Source organism: Janthinobacterium sp. MP5059B (genome assembly GCF_001758645.1).
GTDB classification, from domain to species: domain Bacteria; phylum Pseudomonadota; class Gammaproteobacteria; order Burkholderiales; family Burkholderiaceae_D; genus Janthinobacterium; species Janthinobacterium lividum.
Map to the genome: position 1 here is coordinate 147,913 of NZ_LRHX01000022.1, position 15,633 is coordinate 163,545.

At 64.5% G+C, this 15,633-nt stretch carries 16 protein-coding genes; 14 read left to right on the top strand and 2 right to left on the bottom strand.

Annotated elements, in window-relative coordinates; all coding sequences use genetic code 11:
* Positions 1–91: 91 nt before the first annotated feature.
* Positions 92–781, top strand: a complete 690-nt coding sequence (locus JAB1_RS26590; protein ID WP_070282585.1) for a M24 family metallopeptidase — start codon at positions 92–94, stop codon at positions 779–781.
* Here the strand turns inward: JAB1_RS26590 and JAB1_RS26595 are convergent.
* Together JAB1_RS26595 and JAB1_RS26600 are read right to left on the bottom strand one after the other, a co-directional pair.
* The gene (locus JAB1_RS26595; protein ID WP_070282587.1) at positions 778–1,857 is read right to left on the bottom strand and encodes a hypothetical protein; all 1,080 of its coding nucleotides are present in this window, start codon (positions 1,855–1,857) and stop codon (positions 778–780) included. The genes JAB1_RS26590 and JAB1_RS26595 overlap by 4 nt on opposite strands.
* 67 nt (positions 1,858–1,924) lie before the next feature.
* Entirely contained in the window at positions 1,925–2,959 is a 1,035-nt protein-coding gene (locus JAB1_RS26600; protein WP_070282589.1) for a MerR family transcriptional regulator, read from the bottom strand.
* 339 nt (positions 2,960–3,298) lie between these two features.
* Between JAB1_RS26600 and JAB1_RS26605 the strand changes: the two genes are divergently transcribed.
* The 13 genes from JAB1_RS26605 (at position 3,299) to JAB1_RS26665 (ending at position 15,630) form a co-directional block, all read left to right on the top strand.
* Positions 3,299–4,309 (top strand): zinc-binding alcohol dehydrogenase family protein, encoded by a 1,011-nt coding sequence (locus JAB1_RS26605; protein WP_070282819.1) that lies wholly within the window; start codon positions 3,299–3,301, stop codon positions 4,307–4,309.
* 1 nt (position 4,310) lies between these two features.
* A complete protein-coding gene (locus JAB1_RS26610) occupies positions 4,311–5,447 on the top strand; it encodes a D-mannonate oxidoreductase (protein ID WP_070282591.1) in 1,137 nt (378 codons plus the stop codon).
* Positions 5,448–5,561: 114 nt separating this feature from the next.
* Positions 5,562–6,479, top strand: a complete 918-nt coding sequence (locus JAB1_RS26615) for a GntR family transcriptional regulator (protein ID WP_070257543.1) — start codon at positions 5,562–5,564, stop codon at positions 6,477–6,479.
* Positions 6,480–6,504: 25 nt separating this feature from the next.
* Positions 6,505–6,840: a UxaA family hydrolase gene (locus JAB1_RS26620; protein ID WP_070282593.1), complete on the top strand. Its 336-nt coding sequence runs from the start codon at positions 6,505–6,507 to the stop codon at positions 6,838–6,840.
* On the top strand, positions 6,837–8,060 hold the full coding sequence (locus JAB1_RS26625) for a UxaA family hydrolase (RefSeq protein ID WP_070282595.1): 1,224 nt from the start codon (positions 6,837–6,839) through the stop codon (positions 8,058–8,060). The genes JAB1_RS26620 and JAB1_RS26625 overlap by 4 nt, the downstream gene beginning before the upstream one ends.
* Before the next feature lie 11 nt (positions 8,061–8,071).
* A complete protein-coding gene (locus JAB1_RS26630) occupies positions 8,072–9,100 on the top strand; it encodes an aldo/keto reductase (RefSeq protein WP_070282597.1) in 1,029 nt (342 codons plus the stop codon).
* Positions 9,100–9,939, top strand: a complete 840-nt coding sequence (locus JAB1_RS26635) for an amidohydrolase family protein (protein ID WP_070282599.1) — start codon at positions 9,100–9,102, stop codon at positions 9,937–9,939. The genes JAB1_RS26630 and JAB1_RS26635 overlap by 1 nt, the downstream gene beginning before the upstream one ends.
* The gene (locus tag JAB1_RS26640; protein ID WP_070282601.1) at positions 9,936–10,265 is read left to right on the top strand and encodes an L-rhamnose mutarotase; all 330 of its coding nucleotides are present in this window, start codon (positions 9,936–9,938) and stop codon (positions 10,263–10,265) included. The genes JAB1_RS26635 and JAB1_RS26640 overlap by 4 nt, the downstream gene beginning before the upstream one ends.
* 96 nt (positions 10,266–10,361) lie before the next feature.
* On the top strand, positions 10,362–11,117 hold the full coding sequence (locus JAB1_RS26645) for an SDR family oxidoreductase (RefSeq protein ID WP_070282603.1): 756 nt from the start codon (positions 10,362–10,364) through the stop codon (positions 11,115–11,117).
* 21 nt (positions 11,118–11,138) lie between these two features.
* On the top strand, positions 11,139–12,005 hold the full coding sequence (locus JAB1_RS26650) for a fumarylacetoacetate hydrolase family protein (protein ID WP_070282605.1): 867 nt from the start codon (positions 11,139–11,141) through the stop codon (positions 12,003–12,005).
* An 81-nt stretch (positions 12,006–12,086) separates the two neighbouring features.
* Positions 12,087–13,619, top strand: coding sequence for a sugar ABC transporter ATP-binding protein (locus tag JAB1_RS26655; RefSeq protein WP_254672262.1), 1,533 nt, complete (start codon positions 12,087–12,089; stop codon positions 13,617–13,619).
* Between the two features lie 19 nt (positions 13,620–13,638).
* Entirely contained in the window at positions 13,639–14,613 is a 975-nt protein-coding gene (locus JAB1_RS26660) for an ABC transporter permease (RefSeq protein WP_052140093.1), read from the top strand.
* Between the two features lie 54 nt (positions 14,614–14,667).
* Positions 14,668–15,630 carry an ABC transporter substrate-binding protein gene (locus JAB1_RS26665; protein WP_070282609.1) on the top strand — a complete coding sequence of 321 codons (963 nt, stop codon included), beginning with the start codon at positions 14,668–14,670 and terminating at the stop codon, positions 15,628–15,630.
* Positions 15,631–15,633 lie beyond the last annotated feature (3 nt).

Genomic DNA, 15,633 nt, shown 5'->3' on the forward strand with positions numbered 1-15,633 from the left:
GCGGCAGCCAGCACCCCCGCTGCGCCGGGCGTAAATCTATACTTTTCCTGCTGGCGCGCCACTTCGGCCGCGCCCTTGAGGAAGGTCAAACATGCACACGACACTGGACGCCGAGCGGGTCGGCCCCGCCTATACCGAGGACGGCATGCTGCTGGCGCGCCGCAAGACGCGCGAGGCGATTGCCACCATCGCCGCGCGCATCCGCCCCGGCATGCTGGAAGAAGACGCCGTCGCCATGGCGAAGCAGGTGCTGCTGGACATGGGGCTTGCGCTGAGCTGGCATCCCACGCGCGTGCGCTTCGGGCGCAATACCACGAAACCGATGAAACGCGCCTCCGAGCCCGACGTGATCCTGCAAGAGAGCGACATTTTCTTCCTCGATATCGCACCGCGTGTGCAGGCGTGGGAAGGCGATGGCGGCGCCACGTTTACGGTGGGCGCCAGCGAACAGCAGGCGGACTATGCCCGCTGCGCGCGCGATGCGGAATGCCTGTTTCACCAGGTGCGCGCCGTGTGGCAGCGCGACAGGCTGACGGGGCAAGCCCTGTATGCCTACGCAGAAGAGGAAGCGCGCAAGCTGGGCTGGGAATTGAACTTTGACCTGGGCGGCCACCGCGTGTCCGACTTCCCGCACGCGACGCTCTACGCTGGCGCGCTGGCCGACGCGGATTTTTCGCCGTCACCGATGCGCTGGATCCTGGAAATCCATCTGCGCCATCCGACCTTGCCGTATGGCGCTTTCTTCGAGGACATGCTGCTCGATGACAGCTACTATGCTTAGTTCTTCGGCAGCAGATCGCTGAGCGCGGCGCGGCCCTTGACGGTGAGGAAAGGGCCGACCTTGCTGTAGGGAAGTAAAAAATCGTTTTCACAGCCGCTGCCGTTCGAGTCTTCCCAGAAGGACACGCCTTCGGGTTTCAATGACAGGTGGAAGCGGCCGCGGCCGTCGTAATCCGTGCCCTTGCACTCGGCATCGATTGTCACATTCTTGAAGAGGGCCTGGCGTAAGCGGTCGGGCAATTCGGCCTTGTCGTCGCCATCGCTGGCGCTGGCGCCAAACCAGTTCCACACGTCCGTTTCCTGGCCCGTCTTCACGTCCCAGGTGCGGAACTTGATGGAGATGCCGTTGGCGCCATAACCGGCAGCCCAGCGGTAGAATTTGATGGTTACCCAGCGCGGCGACCAGTAGGTGGGTTCCGCATACACTTCGTCTTCCGTCGTGAAACCGTTGCGGCCCAGGTATTCGCGGCGCGTGGCGTAGAAGTCTTCCAGGTCCTTCTTGTTCCTGGCCAGCACGGCGCGCAGCTGCGCATTGATTTTTGCCACGCCATCGCCGGGCGCGATCAATTCCACGGTGATGGTGTCGCCCACTTGCAGGTTGCGGTATTGCTTGCCTTCGAAGGCGATCGGTTTGCTCACCTTGGTGCCGGGAAACGCTTCCAGCGCCAGGTTGTAGGCATCGCTGGCGCAGGATGGGTGTTCGCGGTCGCCCGCCGCTTCCAGCAGGGTCAAGGCCACGGGCAGGGTCTTGCCGCTTTGCGGGTCCGTCCATGTGCCGGTGACCTTGCCATCTTGCGGCGCGTCCAGGCTCCATGTGCCCGTCGTGTCGCCCTTGGCGTTGAGTTCCTGCCACAACGCCTTGCCATTCGGCTTGGACAGCATGATCGGCGTCTTGTAGCGCGTGTAGTAATAGTTGCCGCTGCGATCAGACCCTTGCGTGGGACTGGGCTGGTTGAAGCAGGCCACGATATTGGCCTTGCCCACAGTGCCCTGCCACACCCCTTGCACGGGCGGCTCGGCAGCCATGGCGGCATGCAGGGCGGGCAGGGTCAGGCAAGCAAACAGAAAGCGGCGCATCGGTTTTTCCTCTCGTGGGCGAAGGCCGATTCTACATGGCCGCGCCCACGAGATGCCACACGTCAACTTATTTGGCGGGACGCTCCTGCGCCACCACGGCCATCGCCGCGCCCAGGTATTGCAGCATGGCTCCGTCGACGAAGCTGCCTTCCATCAGACGCGGTTCCTGCTGGTGCGCCTGGCGGAATTTCAGCTGCGTGGCCGGGTTCGTGCCTGCGTACGAGCGGAACAGGTCCAGCCACTGCCGCGCCAGTTGCAGCACGGCCGGGTCGGTGGGCGGCGTGCGCGCATCCATGGCGGCGCGCACGGCGGCGATCAGGGCCGGCCATTCGCCCGAACGCTTGCCGTAGTTTGCGAGTAAGTACGCGTATTCCTGCTCGTCGAGGAAAGGCCGGTACAGCGCCATGCGCGAGGCATTGAAGGCGGCGAGGATGAATTGCATCAGTTGCGCATCGATGCTGGTCGTGGCCTGCATGATGGGCTCCTGCGCGTGCATGTCGTTCAGGCGCGCGAACAGGCCCGGATGGGCGCCCGTGTCGCGCACCAGCTTGACCATCCACTCCGTGGCCAGCGCTTGCGCTGGCGCATCGCCGGGGTCTGCGCCTGCTTCGATGGCGGCGCGCACCCGCGCCACCAGCACTTTCCATTCCTGTTCCACGGCCGCATCGGACAGCAGCGGCAGTTGTTGCAGTTCTTCGTGACTAAAGTATTTGTCGTACATGGTCATCAACTCCATAGTGGTGAGCCACTCGGCCAGTTCCGGCGCCTGTCCCTGCGCCAGTTGCGCCTGCAAGCTGCACAGGCGTTCGCGCAAGGTGGAAGCCTGCGCGATCTGGTGTTCCAGCATGGCGATCTGCTGCGCCACGATGGTATGCAAAGGAAGATCCGGGCCGGCGAGGGCGTTGGCGATATCGGCCAGCGACAGCCCGAACTTGCGCAGCGCCATGATCCGGTGCAGCCGGTCCATGTCGCCGTGCTGGTACAGGCGGTAGCCAGCTTGCGTGCGCGCCGAAGGCGAGAGCAGGCCGATGCTGTCGTAGTGGTGCAGGGTGCGGATAGTCAGGCCCGTGAGCCTGGCCAGTTCCCCGATTTTCAACAGCATCGCCTTCTCCTTGTCTCCAGTGCGTGCAACCACGATGGCGCCTGACGTAACGTCAGGGTCAAGCAGAAATGTAGCAGAGGAACTGAAAAAGCCGGTAAAAGAATCCGTTGACCTTCATTTTTTTGTACGGTATATTTATAAAACCGAACGACGACTGCGCCATGAACGGCGCGTTTGAGCCACATGGAATGACGAATGGATCGTTGTGCGGCGCAGCAAGAAGCGCCCTTGGCAGGGCTGGAAAGACAATCCGCGCAGACGGATTTTTTTCACAGTTGATTTGTACGTTAAATATAATATGCCGCCGGCAAGATCCGGGCGGCGAGAGGGACGACCATGATGAAAAGTATCGTTTGCGATACGCCCGGCAGTTTGCGCATGGAGCAGCGCCCCGTTCCCGTGCCCGGCGAGGGTGAAGTGCTGCTGCGCATACGCCGCGTCGGCATCTGCGGCACCGACATGCATATCTTCCGCGGCACCCAGCCTTTCCTCAGCTACCCGCGCGTGATGGGGCATGAACTGTCCGGCCATATCGAGAGCGCGCCAGCCGGCTCGCGCCTGGCCGTGGGCGACCAGGTCTACGTGATACCCTACCTGTCCTGCGGCAGCTGCGTGGCCTGCCGCCAGGGCAAGACCAACTGCTGCACCCGCATCGAAGTGCTGGGCGTGCACCGCGACGGCGGCATGACCGAATACCTGGCGCTGCCAGAGCGCTTTGTCTTCAAGACGGAAGGCATCTCGCTCGACGACGCGGCCATGATCGAATTTCTCGCCATCGGCGCGCATGCCGTCAAGCGCGGGGCGGTCGATGCCGGCAAGCGCGTGCTGGTAGTGGGCGCCGGCCCGATCGGCATGGCCGTGATGCTGTTCGCATCGTTGAAGGGCGCCGACGTGACGGTGCTCGATGGCCGCGCCGACCGTCTGCAGTTCTGCCGCGACGCGCTGGGCATCGCCCGCACGGTGGCGCTGGGCGAGGGCGACAAGGAGCAGCTGCTGGACGCCACCGGCGGCGAATTCTTCGACGTGGTGTTTGACGCCACCGGCAATATCGCCGCCATGGAGCGGGGCCTGGACTTCGTCGCCCACGGCGGGTCCTATGTGCTGGTGTCTATCGTGCGCGACCGCCTGTCCTTTTCCGACCCTGAATTCCACAAGCGCGAAACGACCTTGCTGGGCAGCCGCAACGCCACCGTCGATGATTTCGAGGAAGTGGTGGCGGCCATGAAGGCGGGGAAGGTACCCACCGCGCTGCTCAATACCCACCGCACCACGCTCGACGAATTTACCGGCGTGCTCGATCGCTGGATGCAGCCGGAAGCGGGCGTCATCAAGGCCATCGTCGAGGTCTGAGATGAGCGACATCAACCCGATACTTCAATTTGGCACCAGCCGCTTCCTGCAGGCGCACGCCGACCTGTTCGTCAGCGAAGCGGCCAAGACAGGCGAGGCGCTGGGCAATATCACCATCGTACAGACCACGCACAGCGCGCAGGGCGCGGCGAGGGTGGCGGCGTTTCGCCGCAGCGACGGCTACCCCGTGCGCATCCGCGGCTGGCAGGACGGCGCGCAAGTCGATGAAGAGCGCCGTGCCGACGCCGTCACGCAGGCGTGGCAAGCCGGCAGCGACTGGCGGCAGGTGCGCGATGCGGCCGTGGCCGCGCGCGTGATCATCTCGAATACGGGCGACACGGGCTACCAGCTCGATGGCGCCGACCACGCGGGCATGCTCGACGGCGCGACCGTTCCCGCCAGCTTTCCCGCCAAGCTGCTGGTGCTGCTGCACGGGCGCTTCCTGGCCGGCGCCGCGCCCATCTCGATTTTTCCGTGCGAACTGGTGGCCGACAACGGCCATGTACTGCGCCAGGTGATCGTGACATTGGCGCGGCAGTGGCGTTGCGCTGCCGCGTTCATCGGCTACCTGGAAACGGGCTGCCTGTGGATCAATTCCCTGGTCGACCGCATCGTTTCCGAACCGATCGAACCGATAGGCGCGGTGGCCGAGCCCTATGCCCTGTGGGCCATCGAGGCGCAGGAAGGCATGCTGCTGCCGTGCCGCCACCCGCAAGTGGTGGTGACGGACAGCCTGCGCGAATATGAACGGCGCAAGCTGTTTTTGCTCAACCTGGGCCACACCTATCTGGCGCAGCTGTGGATGGAGCGGGGCAGCCCGGCCGGCATGACGGTGCGCGAGGCGATGGACGACGGCGCCATGCGCGCCGCGCTGGAAGCGGTATGGCACGAGGAAGTGCTGCCCGTGTTTGCCGCCATGGGGGCACAGCACGGTGACGCCGCGCTGGCCTACGTGGCGCAGGTCAGGGAGCGCTTCGGCAACCCCTTCCTCGCGCACCGCCTGGCCGACATCGCCCAGCACCACGCTGGCAAGATCGAGCGCCGCATGGCGCCCGTGGCATCGCTGGCGCGGCAGCTCTGTCCCTCCCTGGCGCAGCCGCGCCTGCGCGCCATGCTGGCGCCGGGAGCGCTGCCATGAACGCCCCGGTCAACGCAGTTGTTTCTTTTTCGGCATGCCGATCCAATCCGATATCGACTAAAATGGCCCACTCATCCACTTTCCCCTTCGCTGGCATAGCGCGTTCATTCATCCATGTCCAAACCCGCCACCGTCTTCAAGCGCAGTACCAATCTGCTGTTGCAATTTCTCGCCGAGAATGCCGCAGTGGGCGAGATGCTGCCGACGGAGCAGTTCCTGACCACCATCTGCCAGGGCAGCCGCACGGCGATCCGCAGCGCGATCGCCTACCTGTCGACGCGGCGGCTGATCGCCAGCCCGGCGGACCGGCGCTTGCTGCGCAAACCGATACCGGGCGACTACTTCGATATCTCCGAATTGCAGTCGGGGGCCGAGCGCATCCAGCAAGTGCTGATGGAGCGCGTGTACCAGCGCGACATGCCGCCCGGCGCGGAATTCTCGGAAGCGGAGCTGGCGCGCGAGGCGGGCGCCAGTACCGTCAGCGTGCGCGAATTCCTGATCGGCTTTTCGCGCTTCGGCCTGATCGAAAAGAAACCGCGCGGCGGCTGGCGCCTGTGCGCGTTCGACCGCTCGTTCGCCACGGAACTGGCGGACATGCGGCGCATGTTCGAGATGGCGGCCGTGGAGCAGTTTGCGCACCTGCCGCACGGCGATCCGGCGTATGCGGAACTGGCGCGGCTGATCAAGCAGCACGAGAAGCTGGCGGCCAGGATCGACACGCGCCACAACGCGTTTCCGGCGCTGGACCGCGAGTTCCACACTTTTCTGATCGGCTTGCTGAACAACCGCTTCGCGCAGGGCTTCTACGATATCGTCTCGTTTGTCTTCCACTACCACTACCAGTGGGACAAGGGCGAGGAAAAAGGCCGCAACCAGTACGCGGTGCAGGAGCACCTGGCGATCCTGCGCGCGTTGGCGGAGCACGACATACCGAAGGCGCTCGAGGGCATGCGCTCGCACCTGGATTCCTCGCGCCGCACCATGCTGTCCTCGATCGGCACGCGCGAAAAACTGAGCCAGCCGGACGCCTAGCCATCCTTGCCGGGGAGGGTGCGCCATGAGCCTCGCTTCCCAGCCTGCCAGCCTGCTGTTGATGTCGCCCGAGGATAACTGCCTGATCGCCAGGACGGCATTGGCCTGCGGCGACGTCGTCGCCATCGATGGCTTGCCCATCACCCTGGTGCAAGACATCCACATCGGCCACAAGGTGGCGCGCCGCGCGCTGGCCGTGGGCGACAAGGTGCTGCGCTACGGCGCCCTGATCGGCAGCATCACGGCCCCCGTCGCCATCGGTGAGCATATCCACACCCACAACCTGGCAAGCGATTACATCCCCACGTTTACCCTGGGCCAGGACGGCCACCATTTCCTGGACAAGGACGACCAAGCATGAACGCTCCCGTAACGACACCGGCCCTGTCGGGCTATCTGCGCGCCGATGGCCGCAAGGGCATCCGCAATATCGTGGTGGTGGCCTATATGGTCGAATGCGCGCACCACGTGGCGCGCTTGATGGTCAACGCTTTTCCCGGCCAGCCCGTGCACCTGATCGGCTTTACTGGCTGCTTCCCCAATGAATACGCGGACCAGGTGATGCGCCGCCTGCTGACGCATCCGAACGTGGGCGCCGTGCTGCTGGTGTCCCTGGGCTGCGAAGGCTTCAACAAATATGGCCTCTCCAGCGCCGTGGCCGACAGCGACCGCCCCGTGCATACGATTACCATCCAGGAAAACAGCGGCACGCGCCCCAGCGTGAGCAGCGGCGTCGAGTGGATCAGCTGGGCCCTCGAGCACCTGGCGCAGCAGGAGCGCGTGCCGATGGGGATCGATGAACTGGTGGTGGCCACCATCTGCGGCGGCTCCGACAGCACCAGCGGCATCAGCGCCAACCCGGCCGTCGGCGTGGCGTTCGACACGCTGATCGCGGCCGGCAGCCCCTGCATCTTCGAGGAGACGGGTGAACTGGTCGGCTGCGAATACCACATGCAGCGGCGCGCCGTCAGCCCGGACCTGGGCAACGCCATCGTCGACACCGTGGCCAAGGCGGCCCGCTACTACACCATCATGGGCCATGGCAGCTTCTCGCCGGGGAATGCAGATGGCGGCCTCACCACGCAGGAAGAAAAGTCGCTGGGCGCCTACGCCAAGAGCGGTTCCTCGCCCATCGTCGGCATTTTGAAACCGGGCGATCAGCCGGCCGGCGGCGGCCTGTACCTGCTCGACGTGGTGCCGGACGGCGAGCCGCGCTTCGGTTTCCCTAACGTGTCGGACAACGCGGAAATCGTCGAACTCATTTCCTGCGGCGCCCACATCACCTTGTTCACGACGGGCCGCGGCTCCGTGGTGGGCTCGGCGATTTCGCCCGTCATCAAGGTGTGCGCCAATCCGCAGACCTTCGAGCGCCTGGCCGACGACATGGATATCAACGCCGGCAAGATCCTCACGGGCGAGGCCACGCTGGAAGAAGTGGGCGCGGAGATCGTCACCGCCGTGCTGAACGTGGCCAATGGAGCACTGAGCCGCTCGGAAGACCTGGGCCACCAGGAATTCGTGCTGACCTATAAACAATTCGAGGCGGTGGGGCCAGGCTGCTTCCCGCTGCGCGCAGCATGAGGGCCACGGCGATGGATGTCATGGATACCACGCGCCGCCGTACCCTGCCGCGCGGCGGCCTCTCGCTGCCCTGCATCGGCATGGGTTGCGCGCCGCTGGGCGGCCTGTACCAGCCGGTCAGCGACGCGCAGGCGCGCGCCACCCTCGATGGCGCCTGGGATGCCGGCGTGCGTTTCTTCGACACGGCGCCGTTCTACGGCTACACCCGATCCGAACACCGTCTCGGCGCTGCGCTGCGCGGGCGGCCCCGCGATCATTTTGTTGTCAGTACCAAGGTGGGACGGCTGATGCGGCCCGACGCCTCCGTGCGCCCAGGCGATGACGGTTTTGCCGCGCCGCTGCCGTTCCGCCCCCATTACGACTACACGTATGACGGCGTGCTGCGTTCGCACGACGACAGCTTGCAGCGGCTGGGGCTCGATCGCATCGACATCCTGTTCGTGCACGATATCGGCAAGGCCACGCATGGCGAACGCGATCAGCACTACTGGCGCCAGCTGACGTCCGGCGGCGGCTTTCGCGCCCTCGATGAACTGCGCGCCAGCGGCCAGGTGAAAGCCGTGGGCCTGGGTGTCAACGAATGCGAGATCGTGCTGCGCGCGATGGCGGAATTCGACCTCGATTGCACCCTGCTGGCCGGCCGCTACACCTTGCTGGAACAGGCGTCGCTGTCGCCGCTGCTGGACGCCTGCGTGGAACGCGGCAACGCCATCGTGATCGGCGGCCCGTTCAACTCGGGCGTGCTGGCCGGGAACGGCAAATTCAATTACGCCGATGCGCCGGCCGCGATCCTCAAGCGCGTGGCGCGCCTGGACGCCGTCTGCCGCGACTTTGGCGTGCCCTTGCAGGCTGCCGCACTGCAGTTTCCGCTCGCCCATCCGGCCGTCGTTTCCTGCATCCCGGGCGGCCAGGACCTGGCGCAGCTGCGGCAAAACCTGGACTGGTTTGCCGCGCCGCTGCCCGACGCCCTGTGGCAGGCGCTGCGGGAAGCGGACTTGCTCGATGCGCGCGCGCCGCTGCCTGCGCGAGTGGCCGCGTGATGCGCATCGACGCCCACCAGCATTTCTGGCAGCTGGCCGCGCGCGCCGGCAGCTGGCCGCCGCCATCCTTGGCCGCCATCCACCGCGATTTCGCGCCCGCCGACCTGGCGCCCCTGCTGGCCGCGCACGGCATCGCCGGCACCGTGCTGGTGCAGTCGCTGCCGTCCGAAGACGATACGCACTGGCTGCTGGCGCTCTCCGAAGAAAGCGGCTTTATCCGCGCCGTCGTGGGCTGGACGGCGCTGCGGGCGCCCGACGCGCCGGCCAATATCGCCCGCCTGGCGTCGCACGGCAAGCTCAAAGGCTTGCGTCCCATGCTGCAGGATCTCGATGACGATGCATGGATCGCCGATCCCGCGCTGGCGCCAGCTTTGAACGCCATGGTGGAACACGGTTTGCGGCTGGACGCGCTGGTGCTGCCGCGCCACCTGCCCGCGCTGCTGCAATGCGCGCGCGACTATCCGCGGCTTCCCATCGTGATCGACCATGCGGCCAAGCCGCCGATAGCCGATGCGGCCTTCGGCACCTGGCGCGAAGACATGGCGCAGCTGGCCGCGCTGCCGAACGTGCATTGCAAGCTGTCCGGGCTGGTGACGGAAGCGCGGCCCGGCTGGTGCGTGGACGATTTGCGTCCCTATGCCGCACATGTGCTGCAAGTATTCGGCCCCCGGCGCGTGATCTGGGGCAGCGACTGGCCCGTGGTGGACCTGGCCGGCGGCTATGCGGCGTGGCTGGCCGCCAGCGAAGCGCTGCTGGCGCATCTGGGGCAAGCGGACAGGAACGATATCTTCGGCCTCAACGCACTGCGCTTTTACGGTATCAACGAGGAAACGCCATGAAAAGAATGGGCATGCTCATCGGCATCGCGCCGGAGCGTATCGCCGAATACAAAACCCTGCACGCGGCCGTCTGGCCGCAGGTGCTGGCCAAACTGGCAGCCGCGCATGTCGGCAATTATTCGATCTTCCTGCGCCAGCCGGAAAACCTGCTGTTCGGTTACTGGGAATACCACGGCGAGGACTTCGAAGCCGACATGGCGGCCATCTCCGCCGACCCCGAAACGCAGCGCTGGTGGACCTTTTGCGCCCCGTGCCAGCAGCCGCTGGCCTCGCGCGCCGAAGGCGAGCACTGGGCGATGATGGAACAGGTTTTTCATATGGATTAGTCGTAGACCCCAAAGCGAAGACCGGGGTCAGACCCTGATGGTCTGACCCCGGCAGCTCAGGTGTTGGGGTAATCAATATAAAACAAAGGAGACAACATGACCGCCAGACTACAAGGCAAAATCGCCCTGCTCACCGCCGCCGGCCAGGGCATCGGCCGCGCCACGGCCGAAGCGTTCGTGCGCGAAGGCGCCACCGTGATCGCCACCGATATCAACCAGTCCCAGCTCGACGCGCTGAAGGAGGCGACTGGTTGCGCCATCCGCCGGCTCGACGTGACCGATGGCGCGGCGATCGCCGCGCTGGCCGACGAGATCGGTTCCGTCGATATCCTGTTCAACTGCGCCGGCTTCGTCGACGGCGGCACCATCCTCGACTGCGACGATGCGGCCTGGGACCGTTCCTTCGATATCAACGCCCGCTCCATGTACCGGCTGATGCGCGCCGTGCTGCCCGGCATGCTGGCCAGGGGCGCCGGCTCCATCGTCAATATGTCGTCCGTGGCATCCAGCGTGAAGGGCGCGCCGAACCGCTTTATCTACGGTACCTCGAAGGCGGCCGTGGTGGGCATGACGAAATCGGTGGCGGCGGATTTTGTCACGCGCGGCATCCGCTGCAATGCGATCTGCCCCGGCACCATCGAGTCGCCTTCGCTGAAGGAACGCATTGCCGCGCAGGCGGCAGCGACGGGCGTGAGCATCGATGAAGTGCAAGCCGCTTTCGTGGCACGCCAGCCGATGGGAAGAGTGGGCAGGGCAGAGGAAATCGCCGCCCTGGCCGTTTACCTGGCTTCCGATGAATCCGCCTTTACCACCGGCATGGTCCATGTGATCGACGGTGGCTGGTCAAATTAATCACTACAACGAGAGAACCCCATGAAACTGATGCGTTATGGCGCCAAGGGCGCTGAAAAACCTGCCTTGATCGATGCTGACGGCGCTGTGCGCGACCTCTCCGGCGTGCTGTCGGATATCACGGGCGCGACCCTGGGCAAGGATGGCCTGGCGACCCTGGCCGCCATCGATATCGCCAGCCTGCCGGTGGTGGACCATCCTGGCCGCATCGCGCCGCCGTGGAAAGGCGTGGGCAAGTTTTTGTGCGTGGGCCTGAACTATGCCGACCATGCCGCCGAATCGGGCATGGCTGTGCCGGCCGAACCGGTGCTGTTCATGAAAGCCACCAGCGCCATCATCGGCGCCAACGATGCCGTGGTGATGCCGCAGGACTCGAAGAAAAGCGACTGGGAAGTGGAACTGGGCGTGGTGATCGGCACCACCGCCCGCTATGTGAGCGAAGCGGATGCACTGTCGCACGTGGCCGGCTACTGCGTCGTCAATGACTTGTCCGAACGCGAGTATCAACTGGAGCGCGGCGGCCAGTGGGACAAGGGCAAGGGCTGCGATACCTTCGGCCCGATCGGCCCCTGGCTGGTGACGGCCGACGAAGTGGCGGACCCGCAAAACCTGGGCCTGTGGCTGGAAGTGAACGGCAAGCGTGTGCAGGACGGCAATACCAAGACGATGGTCTTCGGCGTGGCCAATCTGGTCAGCTATATCAGCCGCTTCATGACCCTGTACCCGGGCGACATCATCAGCACCGGCACGCCACCGGGCGTGGGCATGGGCCAGAAACCCGCAGCCGTGTACCTGAAGCCGGGCGACACCATGCGCCTGGGGATCAACGGCCTCGGTGAGCAGCACCAGACCGTGCATGCATGGAATCCGCAACTGATCGACAGTTAATGAAGTAGCAGACCGGCGTGCCGCCAAGGTGCTCAGACATCGGCGCGCCGGCCTATGGCAGTGGAGTGGAGGAGACACACCATGAATGAATCCGAAGAGATACTGGCGCTGAACAAGGTCAGCAAGCGCTTTCCCGGCGTGCTGGCGCTCGACAACGTCAGTTTCAGCCTGCGCAAGGGCGAGGCGCATGCGCTGTGCGGCGAAAACGGCGCCGGCAAGTCCACCCTGATGAAGGTGATGAGCGGCGTGTACCAAGCCGACGAGGGGGAACTGGTCTACAAGGGCAAGGTATGCAGTTTTGCCTGCAGCGTGGATGCGGAGGCGGCAGGCATCGCCATCATCCACCAGGAACTGAATTTGATCCCGCACCTGAGCGTGGCGGAGAATATTTTCCTCGCGCGCGAACCGGTGCGCGGCATTTTTATCGACCGCAAAAAAATGCGTGCCGACGCGCAGGCGCTGCTGGACCGTTTGAAACTGCGCATCGACCCGCGCCAGCTGGTCAAGAACCTGTCCTGCGCGCAGCAGCAGATGGTGGAAATCGCCAAGGCCCTGTCGCTCAATACGGAAGTGCTGATCATGGACGAACCCACGTCGTCGCTGACGGAAAGCGAGACGTGCCAGCTGTTCGACATCATCAATGAACTCAAGCGCAACGGCGTGAGCGTGGTCTACATCTCGCACCGCCTGGAAGAGATGCAGCACATCATCGACAGGGTGACGGTGCTGCGCGACGGGAAATTCGTCTGCACCGACGATTTTGCCGCCACGAGCCTGGACGCCATCGTGGCCAAGATGGTGGGCCGCACCCTCGATGAAAAATTTCCCGATCGCGTCTCGACACCGACCGCTGACGTGCTGCTGCGCGTGACCGATTTGCACCGCAAGGATGTCTTCGGCCCGCTGAGCTTTGATTTGCGGCGCGGCGAGATCCTCGGCTTTTCCGGCCTGATGGGCGCGGGGCGCACGGAAGTGGCGCGCGCCATCTTCGGCGCCGATCCGCTGACCAGCGGCGCGATCCACCTGGGCGACATGGCGGTGACGATCACCAGCCCCATCGACGCCATCGGACACGGCATCGCCTACCTGTCGGAAGACCGCAAGAGCCACGGCCTGGCGATCCGCATGTCGGTGGCGGCCAACCTGACCCTGACCAATGTATCGGGGCTGGCGAACCGTTTCGGCTTCATCGATTTCGCCAGGGAAGAAGCGGTGGCGCAGCAGTACATCGCGGCGTTGGGCATCAAGACGCCGACCTCGAAACAGATCGCGCGCAACCTCTCTGGCGGCAACCAGCAAAAGATCGTTATCAGCAAATGGCTGTACCGCGAATCGAAAATTATCTTCTTCGACGAACCCACGCGCGGCATCGACGTGGGGGCCAAGTTCGCCATCTACCAGCTGCTTGACAAGCTTGCGTCGGAAGGCATCGGCGTGGTGCTGATCACGTCCGAGCTGCCCGAGATCATGGGCATGACGGACCGGGTGGCCGTGTTCCATGAAGGGCGCATCAGCGGCATCGTCAATACGCGCGAGTCGTCGCAGGAAGAGATCATGCAACTGGCGTCGGGGCGCGTAGCCAGTCCCGCACCTGGCCAGGCGGCAGCCCATTAAAAACAGAAAGCTTAAAAAAATGAATAAAGAACTGATACAAAAATTCGCCGCGCTGGGCAGCCTGTCGCTGTTGCTGCTGGTGTTTTCCCTGACAAGCAACGCCTTTTTCTCCGTCAGCAACGGCATGAGCGTGGCCTTGCAGGTGACGTCGATCGCCTACCTGGGCATTGCCGCCACCTGCGTCATCATCACGGGCGGCATCGACCTGAGTTCCGGCTCCGTACTGGCGCTGGCCGGCGTGGCCGCCGCGCTGCTTGTCAAGAGCGGCGTGCCCGTGCCGCTCGCCATGCTGGGCGGCGTCGTGGTGGGCGCCATGTGCGGCGCCGTCAACGGCTTTTGCATCACGCAATTGAAACTGCCTCCCTTCATCGCCACCCTGGGCATGATGCTGATCGCCCGTGGCCTGGCGCTGCAGGTCACGGGCGCGCGCGCCATTTCCGGCCTCGGCGACTCGTTCGGCGAACTGGGTAACGGCGTGCTGTGGCGCATCGAGCGCGACACGGGCGGCACCTTTCCCGAAGTCGTCTTCCCTGGCATTCCGTATCCGGTGGTGCTGATGGTGGTGATCGCCGTGGCCGTGTCCATCATGCTCAGCCGCACCACCTTTGGCCGGCATATCTATGCCGTCGGTTCGAATGCGGAAGCGGCGCGCCTGTCGGGCGTGAAGGTGGGGCGGGTGACCCTGCTGGTGTACACCTTGTCCGGTGCCCTGTCTGGCCTGACGGGCTGCGTGCTGATGTCGCGCCTGGTGACTGCGCAGCCGAACGAGGGTGTGATGTACGAACTCGATGCGATCGCCAGCGCCGTGATCGGCGGCGCCTCGCTGATCGGCGGCATCGGCACCATTTCCGGCACCGTCATCGGTTCCTTCGTCATCGGCATCCTGCGCAACGGCTTGAACATGAACGGGGTTTCGAGCTTTATCCAGCAAATCATTATCGGACTGGTCATCCTGCTGACCGTCTGGATCGATCAGAAGCGCAACCGCGCCTGAGGCAGTGCAGCAACGCAGTCTTACCTATAAATCTATAATTAAATGAGGACGACAATGAAAACCATCCCAGCCTTCAACACCATCCTGTTCGGTCTGTCGACCGCAGTATTTGCCCTGAGCTCCAGCGCCGCCTTCGCCGCCCCGGGCGAGATCGCCGTGATCGTCAAGACGACCAATTCCAACTACTGGCAAAACGTCAAGAAGGGCGCCACGGCCAGCGCCGCCGATGCCAAGGGCTACAGCCTGACCTTCCAGGGGCCGGCCTCGGAATCGGCCATCGCCGACCAGGTCAGCATGGTGGAAAACGCCGTCACGCGCAAAGTGGCCGGCATCGTGCTGGCCGCGTCCGACCCGGACGCGCTGGTGCCGGCCCTGAAGAAGGCGTGGGAAGCGAAGATTCCCGTGGTGCTGATCGATTCGCTGGTGGCCGACAGCGGCAAGCGCTATTACCAGTCCTTCCTCTCGACCGACAATGAAGCGGCCGGCGAGCAAAGCGCCAAGGCCCTCATTTCGCAGGTCGGCAAGACGGGCAAGATCGCCGTGATGTCGTATGTGGCGGGCGCCGGTTCCGAAACGGGCAGGGTGGGCGGCTTCAAGCGCTATATCGAAAAGAACTCGCAGCTGCAGATCGTCGGCACGTATTACTCGCAGTCGCAGATGGCCACGGCGCTGAACCAGACGACCGACGTGCTGGCCTCGAATCCGGACTTGAAGGGCATCTTCGGCGCCAATGAACCGACGGCCGTGGGCATGGGCCGCGCCATCGCGCAGGCGGGCAAGGCCGGCAAGGTGATCGCCGTGGGCTTCGACGGCAATGAAGACCTGAAAAACTTCGTCAAGGACGGCACCCTGTATGCGACCGCCGTGCAAGGCTCGTACTCGATGGGCGCGCTGGGCGTGAAAACCCTCGTCAGCCTGATCGAAGGCAAGAAGGTCGCGCCGTTCGTCAACACGGGCGTGGTGATCGTCACCAAGGCCAATGTCGAACTGCCGGAAGCGAAGAACGTGTTGTACTGATTT

Bases quoted from the DNA above. Each gene is read 5' to 3' on its own strand.
- JAB1_RS26590 (WP_070282585.1), top strand. From the start codon at position 92: ATGCACACGACACTGGACGCCGAGCGGGTCGGCCCCGCCTATACCGAG.
- JAB1_RS26595 (WP_070282587.1), bottom strand. From the start codon at position 1,857: ATGCGCCGCTTTCTGTTTGCTTGCCTGACCCTGCCCGCCCTGCATGCC.
- JAB1_RS26600 (WP_070282589.1), bottom strand. From the start codon at position 2,959: ATGCTGTTGAAAATCGGGGAACTGGCCAGGCTCACGGGCCTGACTATC.
- JAB1_RS26605 (WP_070282819.1), top strand. From the start codon at position 3,299: ATGAAAAGTATCGTTTGCGATACGCCCGGCAGTTTGCGCATGGAGCAG.
- JAB1_RS26610 (WP_070282591.1), top strand. From the start codon at position 4,311: ATGAGCGACATCAACCCGATACTTCAATTTGGCACCAGCCGCTTCCTG.
- JAB1_RS26615 (WP_070257543.1), top strand. From the start codon at position 5,562: ATGTCCAAACCCGCCACCGTCTTCAAGCGCAGTACCAATCTGCTGTTG.
- JAB1_RS26620 (WP_070282593.1), top strand. From the start codon at position 6,505: ATGAGCCTCGCTTCCCAGCCTGCCAGCCTGCTGTTGATGTCGCCCGAG.
- JAB1_RS26625 (WP_070282595.1), top strand. From the start codon at position 6,837: ATGAACGCTCCCGTAACGACACCGGCCCTGTCGGGCTATCTGCGCGCC.
- JAB1_RS26630 (WP_070282597.1), top strand. From the start codon at position 8,072: ATGGATGTCATGGATACCACGCGCCGCCGTACCCTGCCGCGCGGCGGC.
- JAB1_RS26635 (WP_070282599.1), top strand. From the start codon at position 9,100: ATGCGCATCGACGCCCACCAGCATTTCTGGCAGCTGGCCGCGCGCGCC.
- JAB1_RS26640 (WP_070282601.1), top strand. From the start codon at position 9,936: ATGAAAAGAATGGGCATGCTCATCGGCATCGCGCCGGAGCGTATCGCC.
- JAB1_RS26645 (WP_070282603.1), top strand. From the start codon at position 10,362: ATGACCGCCAGACTACAAGGCAAAATCGCCCTGCTCACCGCCGCCGGC.
- JAB1_RS26650 (WP_070282605.1), top strand. From the start codon at position 11,139: ATGAAACTGATGCGTTATGGCGCCAAGGGCGCTGAAAAACCTGCCTTG.
- JAB1_RS26655 (WP_254672262.1), top strand. From the start codon at position 12,087: ATGAATGAATCCGAAGAGATACTGGCGCTGAACAAGGTCAGCAAGCGC.
- JAB1_RS26660 (WP_052140093.1), top strand. From the start codon at position 13,639: ATGAATAAAGAACTGATACAAAAATTCGCCGCGCTGGGCAGCCTGTCG.
- JAB1_RS26665 (WP_070282609.1), top strand. From the start codon at position 14,668: ATGAAAACCATCCCAGCCTTCAACACCATCCTGTTCGGTCTGTCGACC.